At 59.8% G+C, this 19,804-nt stretch carries 16 protein-coding genes; 5 read left to right on the plus strand and 11 right to left on the minus strand.

Annotated elements, in window-relative coordinates; genetic code table 11:
- The 3 genes from BMX68_RS23135 to BMX68_RS23145 all read right to left on the minus strand — a co-directional run.
- A partial coding sequence (locus BMX68_RS23135) for a transposase (protein WP_177178872.1) occupies positions 1 to 263 on the minus strand: 263 nt, incomplete at its 3' end.
- Positions 264 to 323: 60 nt separating this feature from the next.
- Complete coding sequence (locus BMX68_RS23140; protein ID WP_017131270.1) at positions 324 to 1,538, minus strand: glycoside hydrolase family 3 protein; 1,215 nt, start codon at positions 1,536 to 1,538, stop codon at positions 324 to 326.
- 255 nt (positions 1,539 to 1,793) lie between these two features.
- Positions 1,794 to 2,594: a helix-turn-helix transcriptional regulator gene (locus BMX68_RS23145; RefSeq protein WP_017131271.1), complete on the minus strand. Its 801-nt coding sequence runs from the start codon at positions 2,592 to 2,594 to the stop codon at positions 1,794 to 1,796.
- A 151-nt stretch (positions 2,595 to 2,745) separates the two neighbouring features.
- On the opposite strand from BMX68_RS23145, the gene BMX68_RS23150 reads away from it, so the two are divergent.
- On the plus strand, positions 2,746 to 3,567 hold the full coding sequence (locus tag BMX68_RS23150; protein WP_017131272.1) for a carbon-nitrogen hydrolase family protein: 822 nt from the start codon (positions 2,746 to 2,748) through the stop codon (positions 3,565 to 3,567).
- 129 nt (positions 3,568 to 3,696) lie between these two features.
- On the plus strand, positions 3,697 to 5,022 hold the full coding sequence (locus tag BMX68_RS23155; protein WP_074862664.1) for an APC family permease: 1,326 nt from the start codon (positions 3,697 to 3,699) through the stop codon (positions 5,020 to 5,022).
- A gap of 54 nt (positions 5,023 to 5,076) precedes the next feature.
- Here the strand turns inward: BMX68_RS23155 and BMX68_RS23160 are convergent, their stop codons facing one another.
- Genes BMX68_RS23160 through BMX68_RS23180 form a run of 5 tightly spaced genes read right to left on the minus strand, consistent with a single transcriptional unit; the run spans position 5,077 to position 13,416 of the window.
- The gene (locus BMX68_RS23160) at positions 5,077 to 6,486 is read right to left on the minus strand and encodes an ATP-binding protein (protein WP_074862668.1); all 1,410 of its coding nucleotides are present in this window, start codon (positions 6,484 to 6,486) and stop codon (positions 5,077 to 5,079) included.
- Complete coding sequence (locus BMX68_RS23165) at positions 6,483 to 8,297, minus strand: DAHL domain-containing sensor histidine kinase (RefSeq protein ID WP_017131276.1); 1,815 nt, start codon at positions 8,295 to 8,297, stop codon at positions 6,483 to 6,485. Before BMX68_RS23165 ends, BMX68_RS23160 begins: the two co-directional genes overlap by 4 nt.
- Complete coding sequence (locus tag BMX68_RS23170) at positions 8,294 to 9,250, minus strand: cytochrome-c peroxidase (RefSeq protein WP_017131277.1); 957 nt, start codon at positions 9,248 to 9,250, stop codon at positions 8,294 to 8,296. Before BMX68_RS23170 ends, BMX68_RS23165 begins: the two co-directional genes overlap by 4 nt.
- 27 nt (positions 9,251 to 9,277) lie before the next feature.
- Positions 9,278 to 11,152, minus strand: coding sequence for a putative bifunctional diguanylate cyclase/phosphodiesterase (locus BMX68_RS23175; RefSeq protein WP_017131278.1), 1,875 nt, complete (start codon positions 11,150 to 11,152; stop codon positions 9,278 to 9,280).
- Positions 11,152 to 13,416 carry a GGDEF/EAL domain-containing response regulator gene (locus BMX68_RS23180; protein ID WP_017131279.1) on the minus strand — a complete coding sequence of 755 codons (2,265 nt, stop codon included), beginning with the start codon at positions 13,414 to 13,416 and terminating at the stop codon, positions 11,152 to 11,154. Before BMX68_RS23180 ends, BMX68_RS23175 begins: the two co-directional genes overlap by 1 nt.
- 248 nt (positions 13,417 to 13,664) lie before the next feature.
- On the opposite strand from BMX68_RS23180, the gene nosR reads away from it, so the two are divergent.
- Positions 13,665 to 15,017 carry a response regulator c-di-GMP phosphodiesterase, NosR family gene (gene nosR / locus BMX68_RS23185; RefSeq protein WP_017131280.1) on the plus strand — a complete coding sequence of 451 codons (1,353 nt, stop codon included), beginning with the start codon at positions 13,665 to 13,667 and terminating at the stop codon, positions 15,015 to 15,017.
- Between the two features lie 177 nt (positions 15,018 to 15,194).
- On the opposite strand, the gene metR is transcribed toward nosR, so the two are convergent.
- A complete protein-coding gene (gene metR / locus BMX68_RS23190) occupies positions 15,195 to 16,112 on the minus strand; it encodes a transcriptional regulator MetR (RefSeq protein ID WP_026013097.1) in 918 nt (305 codons plus the stop codon).
- 225 nt (positions 16,113 to 16,337) lie between these two features.
- Here metR and BMX68_RS23195 point away from each other — a divergent pair, with 225 nt between their 5' ends.
- Both BMX68_RS23195 and BMX68_RS23200 read left to right on the plus strand, forming a co-directional pair.
- Complete coding sequence (locus tag BMX68_RS23195; protein WP_017131282.1) at positions 16,338 to 17,330, plus strand: alpha/beta fold hydrolase; 993 nt, start codon at positions 16,338 to 16,340, stop codon at positions 17,328 to 17,330.
- A gap of 52 nt (positions 17,331 to 17,382) precedes the next feature.
- Complete coding sequence (locus BMX68_RS23200) at positions 17,383 to 18,039, plus strand: DsbA family oxidoreductase (RefSeq protein ID WP_026013098.1); 657 nt, start codon at positions 17,383 to 17,385, stop codon at positions 18,037 to 18,039.
- Positions 18,040 to 18,153: 114 nt separating this feature from the next.
- Here the strand turns inward: BMX68_RS23200 and BMX68_RS23205 are convergent, their stop codons facing one another.
- On the minus strand, positions 18,154 to 18,492 hold the full coding sequence (locus BMX68_RS23205) for a GlpM family protein (RefSeq protein ID WP_017131284.1): 339 nt from the start codon (positions 18,490 to 18,492) through the stop codon (positions 18,154 to 18,156).
- Between the two features lies 1 nt (position 18,493).
- Positions 18,494 to 19,771, minus strand: coding sequence for a two-component response regulator AauR (gene aauR, locus BMX68_RS23210; protein WP_244159651.1), 1,278 nt, complete (start codon positions 19,769 to 19,771; stop codon positions 18,494 to 18,496).
- Positions 19,772 to 19,804 lie beyond the last annotated feature (33 nt).

A 19,804-nucleotide genomic window follows, 5' to 3' on the forward strand; every position in this document is an offset into this window, starting at 1 on the left:
CGCCGGCACTCGGCTTCGAGGCGCCGTGATGAACGGATCCGCTGGAAATAACCGTAGAGGTAAAGTTTTAGCTGATCGGCTGGATCGTAAGAAGGCCGGCCGGTGCTTTTGGGAAGTGCTTTATCAAAGCCTAGTCGCACCAGATCCAGTTTGGAGACGTAAAGGTCGATAACGCGAACGAGGTGATCCTCGGGGATCAACTCTTCCAGCGATACCGGAAACAGGCTGGTCTGGCTGCGGGACTGTCCCTGGATGTAAGCCATAACGAAAAATGCTCCGTATCTTTCGATACGGAGCATTTTCTTCGAGCACTGCGCAGATTGCTAGGTTTTCACACAGTCTGTTACGGCGGTATCCAATGCATGCTCGGTGAGCTGGCCATTGCGCACCATTGCCGGTAACTGGTGTACGTAGAAGCCACTGACCATATCGATATCCACCGTGGCGTCGAAGGCGAGTTTGGCCGCCGCCGTGGGTGTCGCGGCTACGCCGTGGGGCATCAGTTCAAGCACGCCGGCGAAATCGCTGACGACGATACCGCGAAAGCCCCACTGTTCACGCAGTGTGTCCTTGAGCAGTGGGCTATTGGCGTGCATGGGGATACCGTTCAGTTCGTTGAAACCAGGCATGACAGCATCTACTCCGGCTTGTACTGCGGCGTGAAACGGCGGGAGGTAAGTTTCGAGCAGGGTGCGCTCCGAAAGATCGCTGGTGTTGTAGTCTCGTCCTCCTTCGGCGGCACCGTAGCCGACGAAATGCTTGGCGGTGGTCAGCAGCGTGGAGGTGGCGGGTGGCCCCTGGCCATGAAAGCCGCGTATGCGCGCCACCGCGAGCGCCGAACCCAGGAAGGGGTCTTCGCCAGAGCCCTCCACGACGCGCCCCCAGCGTGGATCGCGGGCAATATCGATCATTGGGGCATAGGTCCAGTTTACGCCGCTGGCGCTGGCTTCGATGGCGGCGGCTCGGGCGGTACGTTGTGCCAGGTCCGGGTCCCAAGCCGCTGCCTCGGCCAACGGAACGGGAAAGATCGTGCGAAAACCATGCAGGACATCGAGCGAGAACAGCAGGGGAATGTGCAGGCGAGACTCCTCCACGGCGATTCGTTGTAAGCGGCGCGTGTCCTGAACGCTCTCGGCCCCGATCAGCGAGCCGACACCCGGAGTGCGTATATCGTCCTCGCTGCCGCTACTCACAATCGGTCCGGTGGGCGACTTTTGCACGCTCAGTTGGGTGAGTTGTCCGGCTTTTTCTTCGAGCGTCATCCGTGCGAGCAGTTGTTCGATTTCTTGGGCGAGCAGCGCATGCTCCGGATTGAATCCGACCTTGCCGTGGGCCTCGTAGCCCACTCCAGAGAGCAGTGGCTCTGGCACTGTAGGCGTCAGTACCCGCGGTTTCGGGGCGGTTGCTTCGGCGAGCCTGATCGGCGTGAAGGCAGCCAACTTCAGGGGAGTATCGACCGATGCCGATGGTGGTGCGGCCAATGAGGCAAACAGAGAGGGAAGTAAGGCAAACGCCAGGAAGGAACGTCGCGTAAACATAGTGGCCTGCCGAAAGTGATCCGTGAAAACGTAGGCGTTAACGCTCGAATTCACTGGAATGTCTGTCCATGACAAGGGCCTTTTCCGTGTGGAGGGGCCTTATGCAACTTCCTTTCGTACAGGCAAGCAGTCGGCGTAGGGTAATTCGATTCAGGTCGATTGTTCCCTCAAGAAAATACCGGTGTCTACTGTCAGAATTGACAGGTTTTACCTGGGGCTGATAGGCGGTGTGAATCCGCGCAGGATGTTCAAGGCTCAGGTATTTTGTGCCTGGAGAAAAATCGAGAACAACTCGGACTGGGATTTGATCCCCAGCTTGCTATACATATGTTTCTTGTGGACTTTCACGGTTTCGATGGAGATTTCCAGTTTGCGGGCGATTTCCTTACTCGAACAGCCGCTGAGCATCAGGCGCCCGACATCCAGCTCGCGGGCGGTCAGTTGGGCGCCCTTGAGTTGTTGCACCGAGGCTTCCAGCTGGATGCGCCAGTCACCCTGTTGTGGTGTCGCTGTTACGGCGGTCTCTTCGTGGACTTCATGGGGCAGGCGCTGGCGCAACAAGCCCAGTACCCAGGGTTGAATCAGTGACAAGAGGGCAATCTGTTCTGCGCTGAAACGACGGGTGGAGCCCAGCGACAGACACAGGGTACGGTCATCATCGAGCTGGCAATTGAATTGGATTTCGTCGGCCACCACGTTCAGACGAAAGTAGCGCTGGTAGTACTCGGTCAGTTCGAAGTGCTCCGGCGCCACTTCGGCCAGGCGATACAGGCCGGTGCGCGAGTATTCGCGGCTGGCGATGTAGAACGGGTCCAGCAGGTACAGGCCCTTGAGGTAATCCTGGAACAGTGGGTCGGGGCTGCCGTCTTCTCCCGGACATTCGGCGAACACTTCCGGGTGCCGCTGGCTGCTGAACAGCAGGACCACCCAACTGTCGAACGCCACGTACTGGTTGAGCAGGCGCACCAGCTGCGTCCAGAAGTTCGGGCGGTCGAGGGCTTCGATCATTTGCCCCAGCGAGCGATGCCAGGCGATGTCATCGAGGATGAGTGTCATTGGTCTACCCCTATCGAGTTACCTCGGCCGCGTAATTCCCATGGCCTGGCGTGGGTGCGCATACTGAGGCCACACACCATGGCCGGGCAGTTATTCTGCCAGCTCCGCGCCGTCATTGAGCCTGGTCCGCGCCCGAAAACAAGGAATACCCATGAAAGTCGAACTTGCCCAGCTTGCTGGCCGGGACAACGATACAGCTTATAACCTCGAACGGGCACTCGCCGCGATTGCTGCCTGTGCCGCCGATACCCAACTGATCGTGTTTCCGGAAACCCACCTGATGGGCTTTCCGTCCGCCGAGGCCGTGGCTGGGATCGCCGAGCCGCTGGACGGCCCGACCGTGCGGGCGGTTCAGCAGGCCGCTCGCGAGCGCAACCTGGCGGTGGTCATTGGTATGGCCGAGAACGACCACGGTCGATTCTACAACACCACGCTGATGATCACTCCGCAAGGCATTGCCCTGCGTTATCGCAAGACCCACCTGTGGGCCTCGGATCGCGGTGTGTTCAATCCCGGTGATCGGTATGTGACCTGCGAGTGGAACGGTGTGCGCGTCGGCCTGCTGATCTGCTACGACATCGAATTCCCGGAAACCGCCCGCGCCTTGGCGCAGTTGGGTGCTCAATTGCTGATCGTCACCAACGGCAACATGGACCCCTATGGGCCGACCCACCGCACCGCCATCATGGCTCGAGCCCAGGAAAACCAGGCTTTCGCGCTGATGGTCAACCGGGTCGGGGAAGGCGATGGCGACCTGTTGTTCGCCGGTGGCAGCGCCTTGGTGGACCCCTTCGGGGTCCTGCTCATGGAGGCCGGTCGCGAGGAGGGCCAGTTCAGTGTGGAGCTGAACCTGAGCCAACTGGCCGCCGCACGGCGTGACTATCGTTACCTGGACGACCAGCGCCTGCGTTTGCCGGGCGAGGTGATCGAGCATGCCAATGGTGTGCGCGAGTTGTTGATTGCGCAGGACTGAAACCCATCACGGGGGCAAGCCCCTCGCCACAAGGGACTGTTTCGGACCGATAGGGATTTTGTAATACCGCTACACCTTCGCCGAACTCGGCTCTGTCATAAATCCAATAACATTCGGAGTAGTCGCCTCATGGCTCGTTTGCAACGCACCCTTTCGTTGGGCTCGGTGGTGCTGTTCGGCATCGCCTACATGACGCCGATCATTGTCCTCGGCACCTTCGGCATCCTCGCTCAATCCACGGAGGGCAGGGTGCCTGCCGCCTATCTCGCGGCGCTGGTGGCAATGTTCTTCACGGCCATGAGTTACGGTCGCATGGCCGCGACCTTTCCGGTGGCCGGCTCGGCCTATAGCTATGTGCGTAAGGCTATCAGCGCGAAACTCGGCTTTATCGCCGGCTGGGCGGTACTGCTCGACTATCTGTTTCTGCCGATGGCGATCTGGCTGATCGGCGCGGCCTACCTCAACTCGGCGTTTCCCTCGGTACCGCAAGCGGTTTGGATACTGGCCTTTGTCATCATCACCAGCCTGATCAATATCGTCGGTCTGCGCCTGGCCAATGGCATCAACGCGCTGCTGATGTTGGTGCAGTTTCTGGTACTGGTGGCCTTTGTCGCCCTGGCGATCCATTATATGGGCGGTGACGCCAGCAAGCCGCTGTGGACTCTGGCGCCGTTCTTCAATGGCGAGATGCAGATGCCGTTGGTGATGAGTGGCGCGGCCATTGCCTGCTACTCCTTCCTGGGCTTCGACGCGGTCAGCACCTTGACCGAGGAAACCCGCGATCCGCGCCGCACCATTCCACGGGCGATCATGCTGATTACCCTGATCGGTGGTTTGATCTTCATCGGTGTGTCGTACTTCGTGCAGTTGGCCCATCCCGCGTTCGTGTTCGATAACGTCGACTCGGCGGCTTACGAGATCGCCCGCAATATCGGTGGCGACCTGTTCGTGACGATCTTCCTGATCGGCCTGATCGTCGGCCAGTTTGCCTCGGGCCTGTCGGCCCAGGCCAGCGGTTCTCGCCTGCTGTATGCCATGGGGCGTGACGGGGTGTTGCCCAAGTCGTTCTTCGGTACCTTGAGCGAGCGCTTCGGCACCCCGATCAACAGCATTCTACTGTGCGCCGTGGTGGCCTTGCTGGCGCTCAAGCTGGACGTGACCACCTCAACCTCGTTCATCAACTTCGGCGCTTTCCTGGCTTTCAGTTTGGTGAACCTGTCGGTGATCTTCCACTCCTGGATCGGCGCACAGAAACGCGGTCCGCGCGAGCTGTTGCTGTTCCTGATCTGCCCGTTGATCGGTCTGCTGGCGGACCTGTGGCTGATAGCCAGCCTCGATCACCGGGCGATTTACCTGGGCGTCAGTTGGTTGGCGATCGGCCTGGTCTACCTGGCGTGCCTGACGGGTGGCTTTCGCAAGCAACCGCCGGAGATGGATTTTCAGGAAGCCAATTGAGTCATGAGCCGGTTTTCGCGCCAGGACCTGCGAAGACCGGGGCAGGCTGATTTTTCATGTACCGGTTTTATTCTGGCGGATCGGTAGCTCGACCCTGAAGGTGGTGCCTGCCCCCAACTCGCTACGTACCGAAATCTGCCCGGCGTGCTTCTGTACGATGCCATAGGACAGTGACAGTCCTAACCCGGTGCCCTGGCCGACCGGCTTGGTGGTGAAGAACGGATCGAAGATTTTCTGCACGGTTTGCGCCGTCATGCCCGAACCGTTGTCGGCCACCTCCAGCCAGACCCGATTTCCCAACGATCCGCCGCGCAAGCTGATGGTGCCGCGCTCCGGCCCCATCGCCTGGGCGGCATTGACCACCAGGTTCATGATGACCTGATTGATCTGCGAGGGCAGGCATTCGATTTCCGGCAGTTCGGCATAGTCCTTGATCACATCGGCCTTGTACTTGAGTTCGTTGGCAACGATGTTCAAGGTCGACTCGATGCCTTGCTGCAGGTTGCTCCACTGCCACTCCTGGCTGGAGTCGACCCGCGAGAAGTTTTTCAGGTCCTTGACGATCTGCCCGACCCGCCCGATGCCCTCCTGAGACTCCTTGATCAGCAGCGGGATATCTTCCCGGAGAAAGTCCAATTCGACCTTTTCGCGCAAAGCTTGCAAGTGCATGCGCAATTCGCTGGAAGCGATGCCTTCTTCGGCGCTGCGATAGGCGTCGAGCATCGCTTGCAGTTGATTGAAATAGCCGCCGAGGGTGCCGAGGTTGGAGCTGATAAAACCGATAGGGTTGTTGATTTCATGGGCGACACCGGCGGCCAACTGACCAAGGGAAGCGAGCTTTTCCGACTGCACCAGTTGGCTTTCGAGCTGCTTGCGTTCGTCGATCTCGTGCTGGAGGGCTTGGCTTGCCTGCTTGAGAGCCAGCGTGCGTTGTTCCACCAGGTCTTCGAGGGTGTGCATTTGCAGGTTGGCGCGCTGGGTCATTTCCCATTTGTTGATCAGGGTATTGGCCAGTTGCTGGACTTCGATATTATCGAAAGGCTTTTTCAGAATTAATAGGCGCTCGTGGCCATGCAGGCGCTTCAGCAAGTCCTCCCAGGAATAGTCGGTATAAGCGGTACAGACCACCACTTGCAGGTTCGGGTCGACTTTCCACAAGTGCTCGATGGTTTCGGCGCCATCCCAACCTTGGGGCATGCGCATATCGACGAACGCCAGTGCATAAGGCTGTTCGTGGGCCAGGGCATACTCGACCTTGGCCAGGCCTTCCTGTCCGCCATATGCGGAGTCGAGTTCAAACGGCTGGCTGGTGCCGGTCTTGACCTCGTGGCCGAACAGCGCGGCCTCCATCAGATCGAGATCCGGGCTATCGCCCTGCACCGGCAGCAGTATCTTGCGAAAATCATCATGGATCGACGGTGTGTCGTCCACCAGCAGGATGCGACGATTGGAGTGTGGTGTCATGAGCCCCCCACGGCGATTTTCAAGGGTAGTTCAAGGGTGAAGATCGCGCCTTTGCCAGGGCCGTCGCTATGGACGCTCAAGTGCCCGTTCATCTCGATCGCGGCCAGCGCGCAGCTATGCAAGCCAAAACCGTGGCCGTCTTTGCGGGTAGTGAAGCCGTGGGCGAAGATGCGTGTCATGTTCTCCGCCAGGATACCTTCGCCGTCGTCCTTGACACTGATATGCAGGATTGCACCTTCGATCACCCGCACTTGCAGGGTGAGCTTGCGAGCCCGGTCGGATAGCTTGGACATCGCTTGCTTGGCATTGCTGATCAGGTTGATCAGGATCAGTAGCATGCGGTGCTTGTCGGCCATGATCCGGGGCACATCCTCATAGTCGCGGATCACGGTGACATTGTGCCGGGTCAGAGCGCCGGAGTTCATGCGCAATGCATCCTCGAGCAGATCGCCTATGTGCACGGCTTCTTCGAGGCGCGAAGCACCGGCGTAGGATTGCTGGGTCGAGACGATGTCCTTGATGTGGTTGACGCTTTTGCCCAACTGGCCGAGTTCCTCGGCCATGCCTTGCTGTTCCGCGGCAATGGCCTCGACGAGTTGGTTAAAGTAGCCCGGCAGTAACTTGCCCTTGTCGTCATGGGTGAGGAACTCGCCCAGGTCGTCGGGATGCTCGTTCATCAGCGCGACCGCCCTGCCCAGGCCCAGTGCCTTGCTGGCACGCAGCTTGTGGATCACCAGGTCGGCGGAGACGTTCACACTGTTGAGCACGTTGCCGACGTTGTGCAAGACGTTGGTGGAGATTTCGGCCATACCGGCCTGGCGGGCAGCGTCGACCAGTTCGCTCTGGGCCTCGCGCAACTCGCGGGTACGCTCCTCCACCCGTTGCTCCAGGCGCTCATTGGCGGTTTGCAGATCCCGGTTGATCTGGTTGATCTGTGCATAACTGCGAAGCAGCCGGGTGGCCAGGTACAGCAATAGGACGACCATCAGCGCCGAAAAGATCAGCAGGTACAGGTGGTATTGCCGGTCGATGCGGTCGGTGATTTGCTGATCCTGGTTCAGTTGATCGGTAATGGCATCCAGGCTCTCGGAAACCGGTACGGCGGCGATATCGTCGAGCAAGGTGTTGACCAGAGGCTGCTCGCGCAGGATCAGTTGGACGTGGTTGAGCAGGATATCCATGGGGGCCTTGAACGTCGCAGGCAGGCGTCGCTGGTCCACGCCGACCTGATTGATGCCCAGTAGGATGCTGTTGGAGTGTTCCTGGGTGGCGGTCTGGGCAAACTCCAGGGTGCTGAGCAGCAGGTCGTAGATATCGTTGGAGGTAGTCTGGAGCATCAGCTTGTCGTAGTCTTCGAGCCCGCTGAGCTGGCGTTGGATGTCGTCTTCAGCCGTTGGCAGGAACGCCAGCGAGTTGCGCAATACCGCATTGTGCGACTTGAACTGTTCGACCAGCCGGGTTTTCTCGGCGAGTGCCTGTTCCAGGGTGCCCCAGCGATCCTTCCAGGCGTCGGAGGTATTGCGCTTGTGTACCAGTTCCAGCGTTTGGAGCGCGTGCAGCAGTTCCTGCATGTCGCTGCGGGGCTTGATCAGCGCATCGTAGTTGCGTGTCAGCGCAACTCTGGCCTTGAGGATCTCCGTGTCCCAGCGGGCGTCCAGTTGCTTAATCTGGGCGACCAGATCGCGGGCGCCAGAGTAATCCTGGGTGCCTTCGCCACGGGACATAAGGTAGAGAAATACCAGCGCCGACGACAGCACCAGGGTCAACAACGGCAAGAGCATCTGGTTCAACGGGCGACGTTTGAGCTTCATAGCGGCTTGCCTCCCAATTCACCGGTAAGGGTCTTGAGAAACAGGATGATCAGACGTTTGTCCTCATCGGAAGGGATACGCCCCAGTTGATAGGTGAACATCACCGTGACCGCTTCATCGAGGGTTTTGGCCGAGGCATCATGAAAGTACGGGGCGGTGAGGGCTACGTTGCGCAGACTGGGGACCTTGAACACATAGCGGTCTTCCTCGGCACCGGTGGCCAGGTAGCGTCCCAAGTCGGCCTGGGTCGGATTGCCGCGGGCCTTGAAGTAGTCGCCCATTACGCCGAATTTCTGGTACATGTTGCCGCCGATATTCACCCCTTGGTGGCAAGCGATGCAGCCGTAGTCCTTGAAGCGCTGGTAGCCGTATTTCTCGTCTAGGCTGAGGATGTCGGTGTTGCCCTTTAGGTACTGGTCGAAGCGCGAGTTGGGGGTCAGTAGGGTGCGTTCGTAGGTGCTCAGGGCATTTCTCACATTGTCGACCGTTACGCCGTCGGCGTAAGCGTCGCGAAAGGCCGCCAGGTAGGCCGGATCCTTGACCAGAGTGTCGATGAGGTTCGGCCAAGTGTTACCCATCTCGATCGGGTTTTGCAGCACGTCGTCGGCCTGGGCTTCCAGGCTTTCGGCGCGACCGTTCCAGAACTGCCGGAAGTTCAAGGCGGCATTGAACACGGTGGGCGTGTTGACGGCGACGCGGGTGCCATGCAAACCGAGCGACAGTGGCTTGTCGTCGGCGCCGCCTTGGTCCAGTTGATGGCAGGTGGCACAGGATAGCTGGTTGTTGATCGATAGGCGTTTTTCATTGAATAGCTGGCGACCCAACTCCACGCGACGGGGATCTTGTTGCGCAATCTCTGGCACGGGTTTCAGCGGTTCGTCCAGCGAGGCCGCCAGGACAGGCAGGCACAGCGTTGTACAGAGCAGTAGCAGGAGCGTTCCAGAGGCTGACATCGCATGCTTCCTACGGCTGGGGATCGATCAGTCATGTTCCGGCTCTTGGCGTCGCGGGTCCTTTAACCAACGGCTGAATTCGCCGGCTTCGATGGCCTTGCTGAAATAATAACCCTGGGCCTCCCCACAGTGATTGGCCTTGAGAAAGTCCAGTTGTTCCAGGGTTTCCACGCCTTCGGCGATGATGTTCAGATCCAGGCTCTTGCCCAGGTTGATGATTGCCTTGACCAGCACCGCGTCGCTGCCGTTGCTGTTGACGTTGCGCACGAACGATTGATCGATTTTCAGCACATCGATGGGAAAGCGTCGCAGGTAGCTCAGGCTTGAGTAGCCGGTACCGAAGTCGTCGATGGCCAGGCGGATGCCGAGTGCTTTGATGGCATGCAACACCTCGAGGGTGGTATCGACGTTCTGCATCAGGACGCTCTCGGTGATTTCCAGCTCCAGCAGCGTCGGATCCAGGCCGGTGTCCTCCAGCGCCTGCTCGACCCCAGCCAGAAAATCTCGCTGTCGCAAGTCGATGGCCGACACATTGACCGACATGATGATCGGGGGTAAACCAGCCTCCTGCCAGGCTTTGGCCTGGGTACAGGCCTGGCGCAGGATCCAGCGGCTGAGTGGAACGATCAGCCCGCAGTCTTCGGCCACGGGAATGAATTCGCCCGGATAGACCCAGCCACGCTGCGGGTGCCGCCAGCGGATCAATGCCTCCGCCCCGACCACGACGCCGCTGGACAGGTCCAGCTTGGGTTGATAATGCAGCACGAATTCGTCGCGTTCGAGGGCTCGGTGGATGCCCGATTCGATAGACTGCTGCTCGCGGGCACGCAGGTTCATGTCTTCGATGAAAAAACCGAAATTGTTCGGGCCATGTTCCTTGACGTTGCGCATGGCTGTTTCGGCTTTCTTGATCAGGTTCAGCGCATCCAGGCCATCGCCAGGGTAGAGACTGATCCCCAGGCTCGCGGTGACCCGCAGATCGTGGCCGGCCACTTCGAGGGGCGCGGTGATGGCGCCGAGGACTTTTTCGGCGATGTCCCTGGCTTGTTGGGGGGCAGCAATATCGGGCAGTACCAGGACAAACTCATCGGAGCCGTAGCGAAACACCGAGTCCGGGTGGGAAAATACTCCGATCAGGCACTGAGCCACATGCTTGAGCATTTCATCGCCGGCCGGATGACCGAGCGCATTGTTGATGCGCTTGAAGCGGTCCAGGCCGAGGAACATCACCGCGACCTGTTCGTCTTGACGCCGGGCCCGCGCAATCGTCTGGCCCAGCCGGTCACCGAGCAACGTGCTGTTGGGCAGCCCGGTCAGCACATCGAATTGCAGCAGGCGCGAGACCTGCAACAGCTCCTGCACCCGCTCCTCGATTGTCCGTTCCAGATCGCACATGCGCATGGCCATGTCCTTGGCCAGTTGCCATTTCCAGGTCAGGGCACTGGCCATCTGGCGGATTTCCAGACTGTCGAACGGCTTCTTCAAAATCAGCAGCCGATCGCCGAATTCCAGGCGTTCGGCCATGGATTCCCACGAGTAGTCCGAATAGGCGGTGCAGAGGGCGATCTGCAAATCTGGAGCCACCCTCCAGAGCCGCTCGATGGTTTCCAATCCATCCCAGCCGGGCGGCATGCGCATGTCAATAAAAGCCATGGCGTAGGGGCGTTGGGCGGCCTGTGCGAGTGTCACCCGCTCCAGGGCTTCCTGTCCCTGGTACGCTGAGTCGAGTTCAAACGTCTGGTGCTGGTGTTTGCAGACACCGAACAGCAAGGTTTCAGTCGTGTCCAGGCCCGGCGCGTGCTCTGCTGTGGGGCAGAGGATCTTGCGAAAGTCCTGATGAATCGAGGGCGTATCGTCGATGATCAGGATGCGCCGGTTGGCGGCACCGGTTAGGGCATCCATCACTGCACCTCGCGGTCGAGTGGTGTTTGCGGATTGATATTGCCCTTGTGCAACAGTTGCGAGGCGTGCTGGCTGTTGACAGCCTTGCTGAAGTAATAGCCCTGGGCGTTCATCGGTGAGCCGGTGGAAATCAGCGAGCTGCGTTGCTCCAGGGTTTCCACGCCTTCGGCGATGATGCCGATACCTACCTCCCGGGCGAAGTTGATGATGGCGCGCAAGGTGGCGGCGCTCTCCAGGTCCTGGGTGGCGTGATGGATAAACGACTGCGCCAGTTTCAGGTGATTGACCTGGTAGGTCTTGAGGTAGTCGAACGACGAGTAGTCGGTACCGAAATCGTCAATCGCGATCTTCACCCCGAGCTCGCGCAAGCGCGGCAGCACCTCGTTCTGCGTCCACTTGGTCTGGGCCAGAGTCGCTTCGGTGACATCGAACTCCAGGTCGGCGGGCACCAGGCCCCATCGAGCGGTGGTTTCGATGACGTCGTGAACCAATTCGCCGCCGCTCTTGAGTTGTGCCAGCGACAGATTGATCGCAATCACTGGGGGCGCTATACCTTCGTCGCGCCATTTGCGCATCTGCTGGCAGGCCCGGTCCAGCACCCAGTGGCCAAGGGCGACGATAGTGCCGGTCTTTTCCGCAGCCGGAATAAAAGCATCGGGACTGAGCAGGCCACGTTCGGGATGGTTCCAGCGTACCAGTGCCTCCATGCCAAGGATCTTGCCGCTGGCCAGGTCGACTTCGGGCAGATAGTGCAGTTCCAGCTCGTTGTGTGCGATGGCTTGTCGCAGGTCATTGGCGATGGCGACGCGGTCGGCGACTTCCTGATCGATCTCCTCGGAGTGGAAGTGGTACTGGTTGCGACCGTTTTCCTTGGAACGATAGAGCGCCATATCGGCCTGAACCAGCAAGGTGTCGGCGTTGTCAATGTCCTGCACATAGGTGCTGATGCCGATACTGGCGGAAATCCGTACCTCGTTGCCATCGAGGTGGTAGGGTTCGACCAAGGCACTGAGAATTTTCGCCGCCAGCGCCCCGGAAACGGCCGGCTCGCGCATTTCGGTTTGTAGCACGGCGAACTCGTCGCCGCCGAGCCGCGCCACGAGGTCTGTTTCGCGGGTACAGCTCTTCAACCGTCGCGCCACTTCCTGAAGCAGCAGGTCACCTACTGGATGACCCAGGGTATCGTTGATCCGCTTGAAGTGGTCCAGGTCGAGGTAGAACACCGCAAACGGCGAGGCGCCGCGCTGTGCGGCCGCGAAGCTCTGATGCAGGCGCTCGATCAGGGTCGAGCGGTTGGCCAGTCCGGTGAGCCCGTCGGTGCGGGCCAGTAGCGCGATCTTTTCCTCGGCCACCTTGCGCTCGGTAATATCGATGATGATGCCTTCAACTTCCAACAGGCGACCTTCGCTGTCGCGTACCGGCACGTAGCGGTTCTCGACCCAGCGCCACTGATCGTCGCCGGTGCGCAGGCGGTATTCAATGGACGCACCCTGGGCGCCCTTGTCCAGTACCCGGGCCATGGCCGTGTCGACCTTGGTCTGATCCTCGGCATGAATCAGCACCTGGCGCCAATCGTCTGAGCCCACCAAATCCTTGGCCACATGGCCGAACTTGGTGATGTTGTGGGAGATGTACATCAGCGGAAACGACGGCTCGCCCCGCAGGCGGTAGAGAATGGTCGGGCTGTTCTGAACGATGATGTTGGCATCGGACAGTTCGCGGGTGCGTTCCTCGACGGCCTGTTCGAGCAAATCCATTTTCAGCGCCGCCTCTTCGGTCATTTGCCATTTGGCGGTCAGGGCGCTGGCTAGCTGGCGGATCTCGATCGCATCGAACGGCTTTTTCAGAATCAACAGGCGATCGCCCATGTCGACACGCTCGCTCATGTCCTCCAGCGAGTAGTCAGAGTAGGCGGTGCACAGGGCAATCTGCAGCTTGGGGTCGACCTGCCAGAGCCGCTCGATGGTTTCCAGGCCGTCCCAACCCGGAGGCATACGCATGTCGATAAAGGCCATGGCATAGGGGCGATTCCCGGCCAATGCTTGTTCGACCTTGACCAGGCCCTCCTGGCCCTGGAAGGCCGAGTCCAGTTCGAAAACGTATTGCGAACGGGTGATGACGGCGCCGAACAAGGCTGACTCAGCCGATTGCAGATCGTCTTCGACGACAGAAGGGCAAAGAATCTTACGGAAGTCTTGGTGGATGGATGCCGTGTCATCGATAACCAAAATGCGGCGGTTGATACGGGGCACCATGCTGCTCATTGCCAATCCCGGAGCATATGAAGGTCGAAATATACCGAATGCATGCAGAAATCCTTTCTCGGTTGACTACACGGCGACTGCGCGCTCGACTCCCTGAAGCATAGATCGGCTTGCGCTGACATGCTGAAATACTTGTGTCAGCGACGGTCGTAGTGGCGATAAAGTATCTACCCTTATGGCGAAGACCGGTATTGTCCGTCGTCCAAAGGTCTCGCAAACGAAGTCCCTACATTGACATGAGGTGTTCCATGGATGAATCCACTGCCGGTGCCGTGACCAAACCCCGTGTTTTGTTGGTCGACGACGAGGCGTCGATTCTGAACAGCTTGCGGCGCCTGCTGCGCGGCCAGCCCTATGAACTGTTTCTGGCCGATGGCGGGGCCCAGGCTCTGGAAATCATGGCCCAGCAGCCTATCGACCTGATCATCAGCGATGCCCGCATGCCGAATATGGATGGCGCGACGCTACTGGCGCGCGTTCATCAATTGTATCCATCGACCCTACGCATCCTGCTGACCGGTTACGCCGACATGGACATGATGATCAAGGCAATCAACGAGGGGCAGATCTATCGCTATATCAGCAAACCCTGGAACGACGAAGAACTGCTGCTGACGACACGCCAGGCGTTGGTGTTCCAGCACTCGGAAAATGAGCGCCAGCGCTTGCAGGTGTTGGCCGCAGAACAGAACAGGCAGTTGCAATCGCTCAACGCGTCCCTGGAAAAACGCGTGCTGGCGCGCACCAGCGAAATCCAGCAGACCGCCGATATGCTCGACCTGGCCTATGAAGAACTCAAACGCAGCTATGCCGTGACCGCCGAGGTGTTTTCGCGGATGGTCGAGTGGCGCCTGCCCCAAGACAAGCAGACCAATCGAGCGGTCATTGAATTGGTGCGGGCCTGGTGCAAGGCCCATGAATTGGACGAGACCGATAGTCGCAACCTGGCCATGGCGGCGGCCTTGCACAATATCGGCAAGATGAGCTGGACCGACGGCATGATGGGCGCGCCAGCGGACCTGCTGCACCATACCGATCGTGAGCGTTATCGCGGCTATCCGAAGCAGAGCGAATCATTGCTGATGACGCTGGAGCCCATGCAGGATGCGGCCCGCTTGATTCTTCATCATCAGGAGCGCTGGGATGGCAGCGGTTTCCCCGATCGCCTCAAGGGCGAAGCGATTCCCCTTGGCGCACGGGTGCTGAAACTGGTCGTCGACTTTGTCGAGTTGCAGCGTGGGCTGATTCTCGAACGGCATTTGAACAGCGATGAGGCCCTGATATTTATCCGCAAATATGCGGGTCGCCTGTACGACCCGGAACTGGTCGAGGCGTTCGTCAAGGTCTGTGCCGATCATCTGAGCGATGTGACCGCCGCTGATCCGAGCGTCAAGGTCATGGGTACCCACGAGTTGTCGGCGGGCATGATTCTGGCGCGCAACCTCAATGCCGACAACGGTATGCTGCTGCTCAATGCCGGCAAGGTATTGAGCGCGCAACTGGTAGAGAAGCTGATCGGCTTCGAAGCTATGGAAAGGGCCAAGTACAGCGTCTTCGTCAAGCTACCCGAGGAGGAGGTGGTGCTGGAGCAGGCGACCTGAGCTTCGCCTGATCGGCTTGAGCTAGAGGAAACTTGCTTCATGGGCTGCTTGTGGGTTGAGTTGGCCGTGCGCCTGATGCTCGAACAACGTCGTACCGCTTGAACCGCGAGTTTATCGCCGGGTGCGGGCGTCTCGGTTGAGTCGGCGACGCCAGTCCCCTGTGTTGCTGGGTTGGCCCTAGCGGACCGCGCTGACGCCATCGAGGGTCGAGAACGACGTGTCCTTGGCCGTCAGCAGAAAGTCGCGCATATAGGGGGCATCGAGCATGTCCGCGCGGATGGCTGCGTACAGTGTGGCGAACAGGCCTTTGTCTCCTAGCCGCTTGGCCTTCACATAACCCCGTGAGCTGTATTCATGCAGTGCCCAGTGAGGCATGCCGCAGACACCCCGACCGCTGGCCACCAGTTGCATCATCATCACCGTCAGCTCCGAGGTACGTACCTGTGCCGGCTCGATATCGGCCGGCTCCAGGAACCGGGTGAAGATATCCAGCCGATCACGTTCCACCGGGTAGGTGATCAAGGTTTCCTTGAGCAGGTCCTTGGGCACGATATAGGCTTTGTTTGCCAGGGCATGTTGGTTGGCGACCGCGAGCATCGCCTCATAGGTGAAGAGCGGGACGTAGGTGATACCGACCAATTCCAGCGGGTCGGAGGTTACCACCAGATCCAGGTCGCCGCGTGCCAGGGCCGGCAGTGGCGCGAAGGAAAATCCGGAGGCCAGGTCCAGTTCGACTTCCGGCCAGGCATCGCGAAACTGGTCGATGGTCGGCATCAGCCATTGGAAGCAACTATGGCACTCGATCGCCATATGTAAGCGTCCCGCAGTGCCGCCGGCCAGTCGCGCGATATCCCGTTCCGCCCCGCGCAGCAGCGGCAAAGTCGCATCAGCCAGTTGCAGCAGGCGCAAACCGGCGCTGGTGAAGCGTACCGGCTTGGTCTTGCGCACGAACAACGGCATGCCCATGCGCTCTTCCAGTTCCTTGAACTGGTGGGACAAGGCCGATTGTGTCAGGTGCAGGCGCTCGGCAGCCTCTACCAGGCTGTCGGATTCACGCAGGGCGTGAAGGGTTTTCAAGTGACGGATTTCCAGCACCAGGGACTCCATGAATAAACTTTGTAGTGAGTGCTCTAAGGGTGAGTTTGTCTCATACGGTGGCGACTGTCGATAAGGGGCTACGGCTGGCGCGAGCGTCGCCGGTCATGCGGAAAAATACCGCTGGGCAATCTTCATCAAACTGTCATTGAAGTGTGGCAGCGCGCTTGAGCAAATTTCATCAGACTCGCGCTCTATTGGGGTTTTGCGTTTCGGTGTTTTTTCATGCGTGTAGTTATTTTCCTGGCCGTACTGTTGTTCGGCCTGCCGTCTTTTGCGGCTGCTCGATGTGATGTCAATGTTCCAACCGAGTATGTCGACCTGGATCAGGTCAGACTGGCGTATCAGAGTATCGGTCGCGCCTCGGATCCGGCTTTGTTGCTGGTCATGGGCTTGGGGGGACAATTGATCCACTGGCCTGACGAGGTGGTGGTCGCGCTGTGCCGGCAAGGCTTCCGGGTGATTCGTTATGACAATCGCGATGTTGGCTTGTCGAGCTGGCGACAGGCGCCCGCGAGTGCCAACCTGACCTTCGAGGTCTTGCGCTATAAGCTTGGCCTGCCGGTGGCGGCGCCGTACAGCTTGAGCGATATGGCCGGCGACGCGCTGGGATTGATGGATGCCTTGCAGATTGAGCAGTTTCATGTACTTGGCGTGAGCATGGGCGGCATGATCGCCCAGCGTGTGGCGGCCATGGCTGCGCAACGGGTCGAGAGCCTGACACTGGTGATGACCAGCTCCGGTGCCGAAGGCCTGCCGGCGCCGAATGCGGCCCTGGTGCAGTTGCTGTCGCGGCGTAGCGCGCCGAGTCGCCAGGTGGCGATCGAACAGCAGGCCGATCTGCTGGCGGCGCTGGGCAGCCCCGAGGTCCGCGATGACCGGGACATGCTGTTGCAGCAGGCGGCGACGTCCTATGATCGAGCCTTCAATCCGGATGGGGTCAAGCGCCAGATCATGGCGATTCTCGCCGAACCGAGTCGTGTGCCCTTGCTCAATCAGTTACGGGTGCCGACCCTGGTGGTGCATGGCACTGCCGATCCGTTGTTGCCGGTGATGCACGGCGTGCACTTGGCGGCGCATATCCAGGGCAGCCGGCTGGTACTGATTCCGGGGCTGGCCCATCGTTTCCAAGAGGCGTTCAAGGCACCATTGCTGGCGGCGGTGCTGCCTTATCTGCGCGAGCACCAGCAGGACATCAGCCACTGGGCGCAGCTCTGAGGCAGGTGTATCGTGCAAACTTTCCGGCGCATTCGAGCCTGTGAGGTTTGTCATGAGTATCCCGTTGAAAATCGATTTTGTCAGTGATGTGTCCTGCCCCTGGTGCGTGATCGGCCTGCGTGGGCTGTCCGAGGCGTTGGATTTGCTGGGCAGTGAGGTCCAGGCCGAGATTCATTTCCAGCCGTTCGAACTGAATCCGAAGATGGGGCCCGAAGGGCAGAACATCACCGAGCACATCACCCAAAAATACGGCTCGACGCCGGAGCAGTCGCAAAAAAACCGCGAGATGATTCGCGAGCGGGGGGCGCAAGTCGGATTCAGTTTCATGACCCGTGGCGACAGCCGTATCTACAACACTTTCGATGCCCATCGATTGTTGCATTGGGCTGGCCTGGAAGGGCGTCAGTACAACCTCAAGGAAGCCTTGTTCAAGGCGTACTTCACCGACCAGGGCGATCCGTCCGATCACACCCTGTTGAGCCGGGTCGCCGAGAGCGTGGGCCTGGATCGCCAGCGCGCCGAGGCCATTCTCGCCTCTGAGGAATATGCCGCCGAGGTCCGTGAACAAGAGCAATTGTGGATATCGCGTGGGGTGAGCTCCGTGCCGACCATCGTCTTCAACGATCAATATGCGGTGAGTGGCGGACAGCCGGTGGAAACCTTTGTCGGGGCGATCCGGCAGATCATTGCCGAGTCCGCAAAGGCCTGAGGCCTTCAACGGCGTGCTTTGGGTGAATGATCTTGTCCACCTGGATCGCCCACCAGGCTGTCGATCTGCTGGCGTTCGATTACTCCGTGTGACGCCTCGGCACGCGTGGTCGACTCAGCCGTGCAAGCGCAACCAGAGGCTCACCAACAGCGTCGCGGTAATCAGCCACGCCAGCAGGGCCACTGCCAGGGACAGTTCCAGGCGCAGTCGGTCGAGGGCCACGTAGAGTGTCGCGAGGTAGATGAAGTACGGAATGATCGACCACATGCCAAACACGATGGTGGTCTTCAGGTCCTCCATCGGGCGATTCTTGCCGACGATATAGTGAGCGATCAGGGCAAAGGTGGGAAACAACGGGACCAGGCCCGCGATGTAGTAGTTGCGGGTCTTCGCCAGGGTGGCCAGCAACAGCACGACCAGCGCGCTGAGCACGGCCTTGAAGAACAGATCCATATCAGTGGCTCAGGCCGTATTTCTTGACCTTGTCGAATAGGGTGGTCTTGGCCATGCCCAGTTCCTGGCTGGCCTGGGTCAGATTGCCGCCGCTGCGCAGCAAGGCATCGTTGAGCAGGTTGCGTTCGAAGGCTTCGACCGCTTCGGCGAAGCCCAGGCCGCCGCTGCTTTGTGCGCCGGGTTTCTTGAAGGCCGGCAGGCCGAGGGCGAAACGTTCGGCGACATTGCGCAGTTCGCGCACGTTCCCCGGCCAGTCATGGCTCATCAGGCTCGACAGGGTCTGGTTGTCCAGCTCCGGGGCGGTGCGATCAAAGCGCAACGAGGACTGTTGCAGGAAGTACTCGAACAGTTGCAGGATATCCTCGCGCCGCTCGCGCAGCGGCGGTAGCTCCAGAGTGACCACGTTCAGGCGGTAATAGAGGTCGCTGCGAAATTCGCCGGCCCTGCCTCGTTCATCCAGGTCAAACTTGGTGGCGGCGATCACCCGGCAGTCCACTGCCACGCTCTGGTTCGACCCCAGGCGCTCCAGGGTACGTTCCTGCAGGACCCGCAGCAGCTTGATCTGTAACGGAATCGGCATGCTTTCCACTTCATCGAGAAACAGCGTGCCGCCGTGGGCGTGTTCGATCTTGCCAATCCGGCGTTTGCCGGCACCGGTGAAAGCATTGGCTTCGTGGCCGAAAATTTCGCTTTCGAAGAGGTTTTCCGGCAAGCCACCGCAGTTGAGCGCGACGAACTGTTGCGACTGGCGACGGCTGAAGTCGTGCAGGCAGCGGGCGACCAGTTCCTTGCCAGTTCCGGTTTCACCTTCGATCAGCACATTAGCCGACGTGTCGGCGACGTTGGCAATCAACTCCCGCAGGTTCTGCATGGCCGGCGAGCGGCCGATGATCCGCCCCTCAAGGGAGTCGCGTTCGGCCAGTTGTCGCCGCAACGACCAGACTTCCCGCGCTAAGCCGCGTTGTTCCAGGGCCCGGCGGGCGACATCGACCAGGCGCTCGGGAGAAAAAGGTTTCTCCATAAAGTCGTAGGCCCCACTGCGCATCGCACCGACGGCCATAGAAATATCGCCATGGCCGGTGATCAGCACCACCGGCAGGCTATGGTCGCGGGCCTTGAGGCGGGTCAGCAGCTCCAGGCCATCGATACCCGGCAGACGGATATCGCTGATGACGATGCCGGGAAAATTGTCGCCGATCCGTGCCAAGGCCTCTTCGGCACTGCCGACACCTTCGCTGGGAATATCCTCCAGAGACAGCGCCTGCTGGCAGCCGAGCAGTACGTGGGGATCGTCTTCGACGATCAGGACGGT

The organism is Pseudomonas agarici (assembly GCF_900109755.1).
Taxonomy (GTDB): Bacteria; Pseudomonadota; Gammaproteobacteria; order Pseudomonadales; family Pseudomonadaceae; genus Aquipseudomonas; species Aquipseudomonas agarici.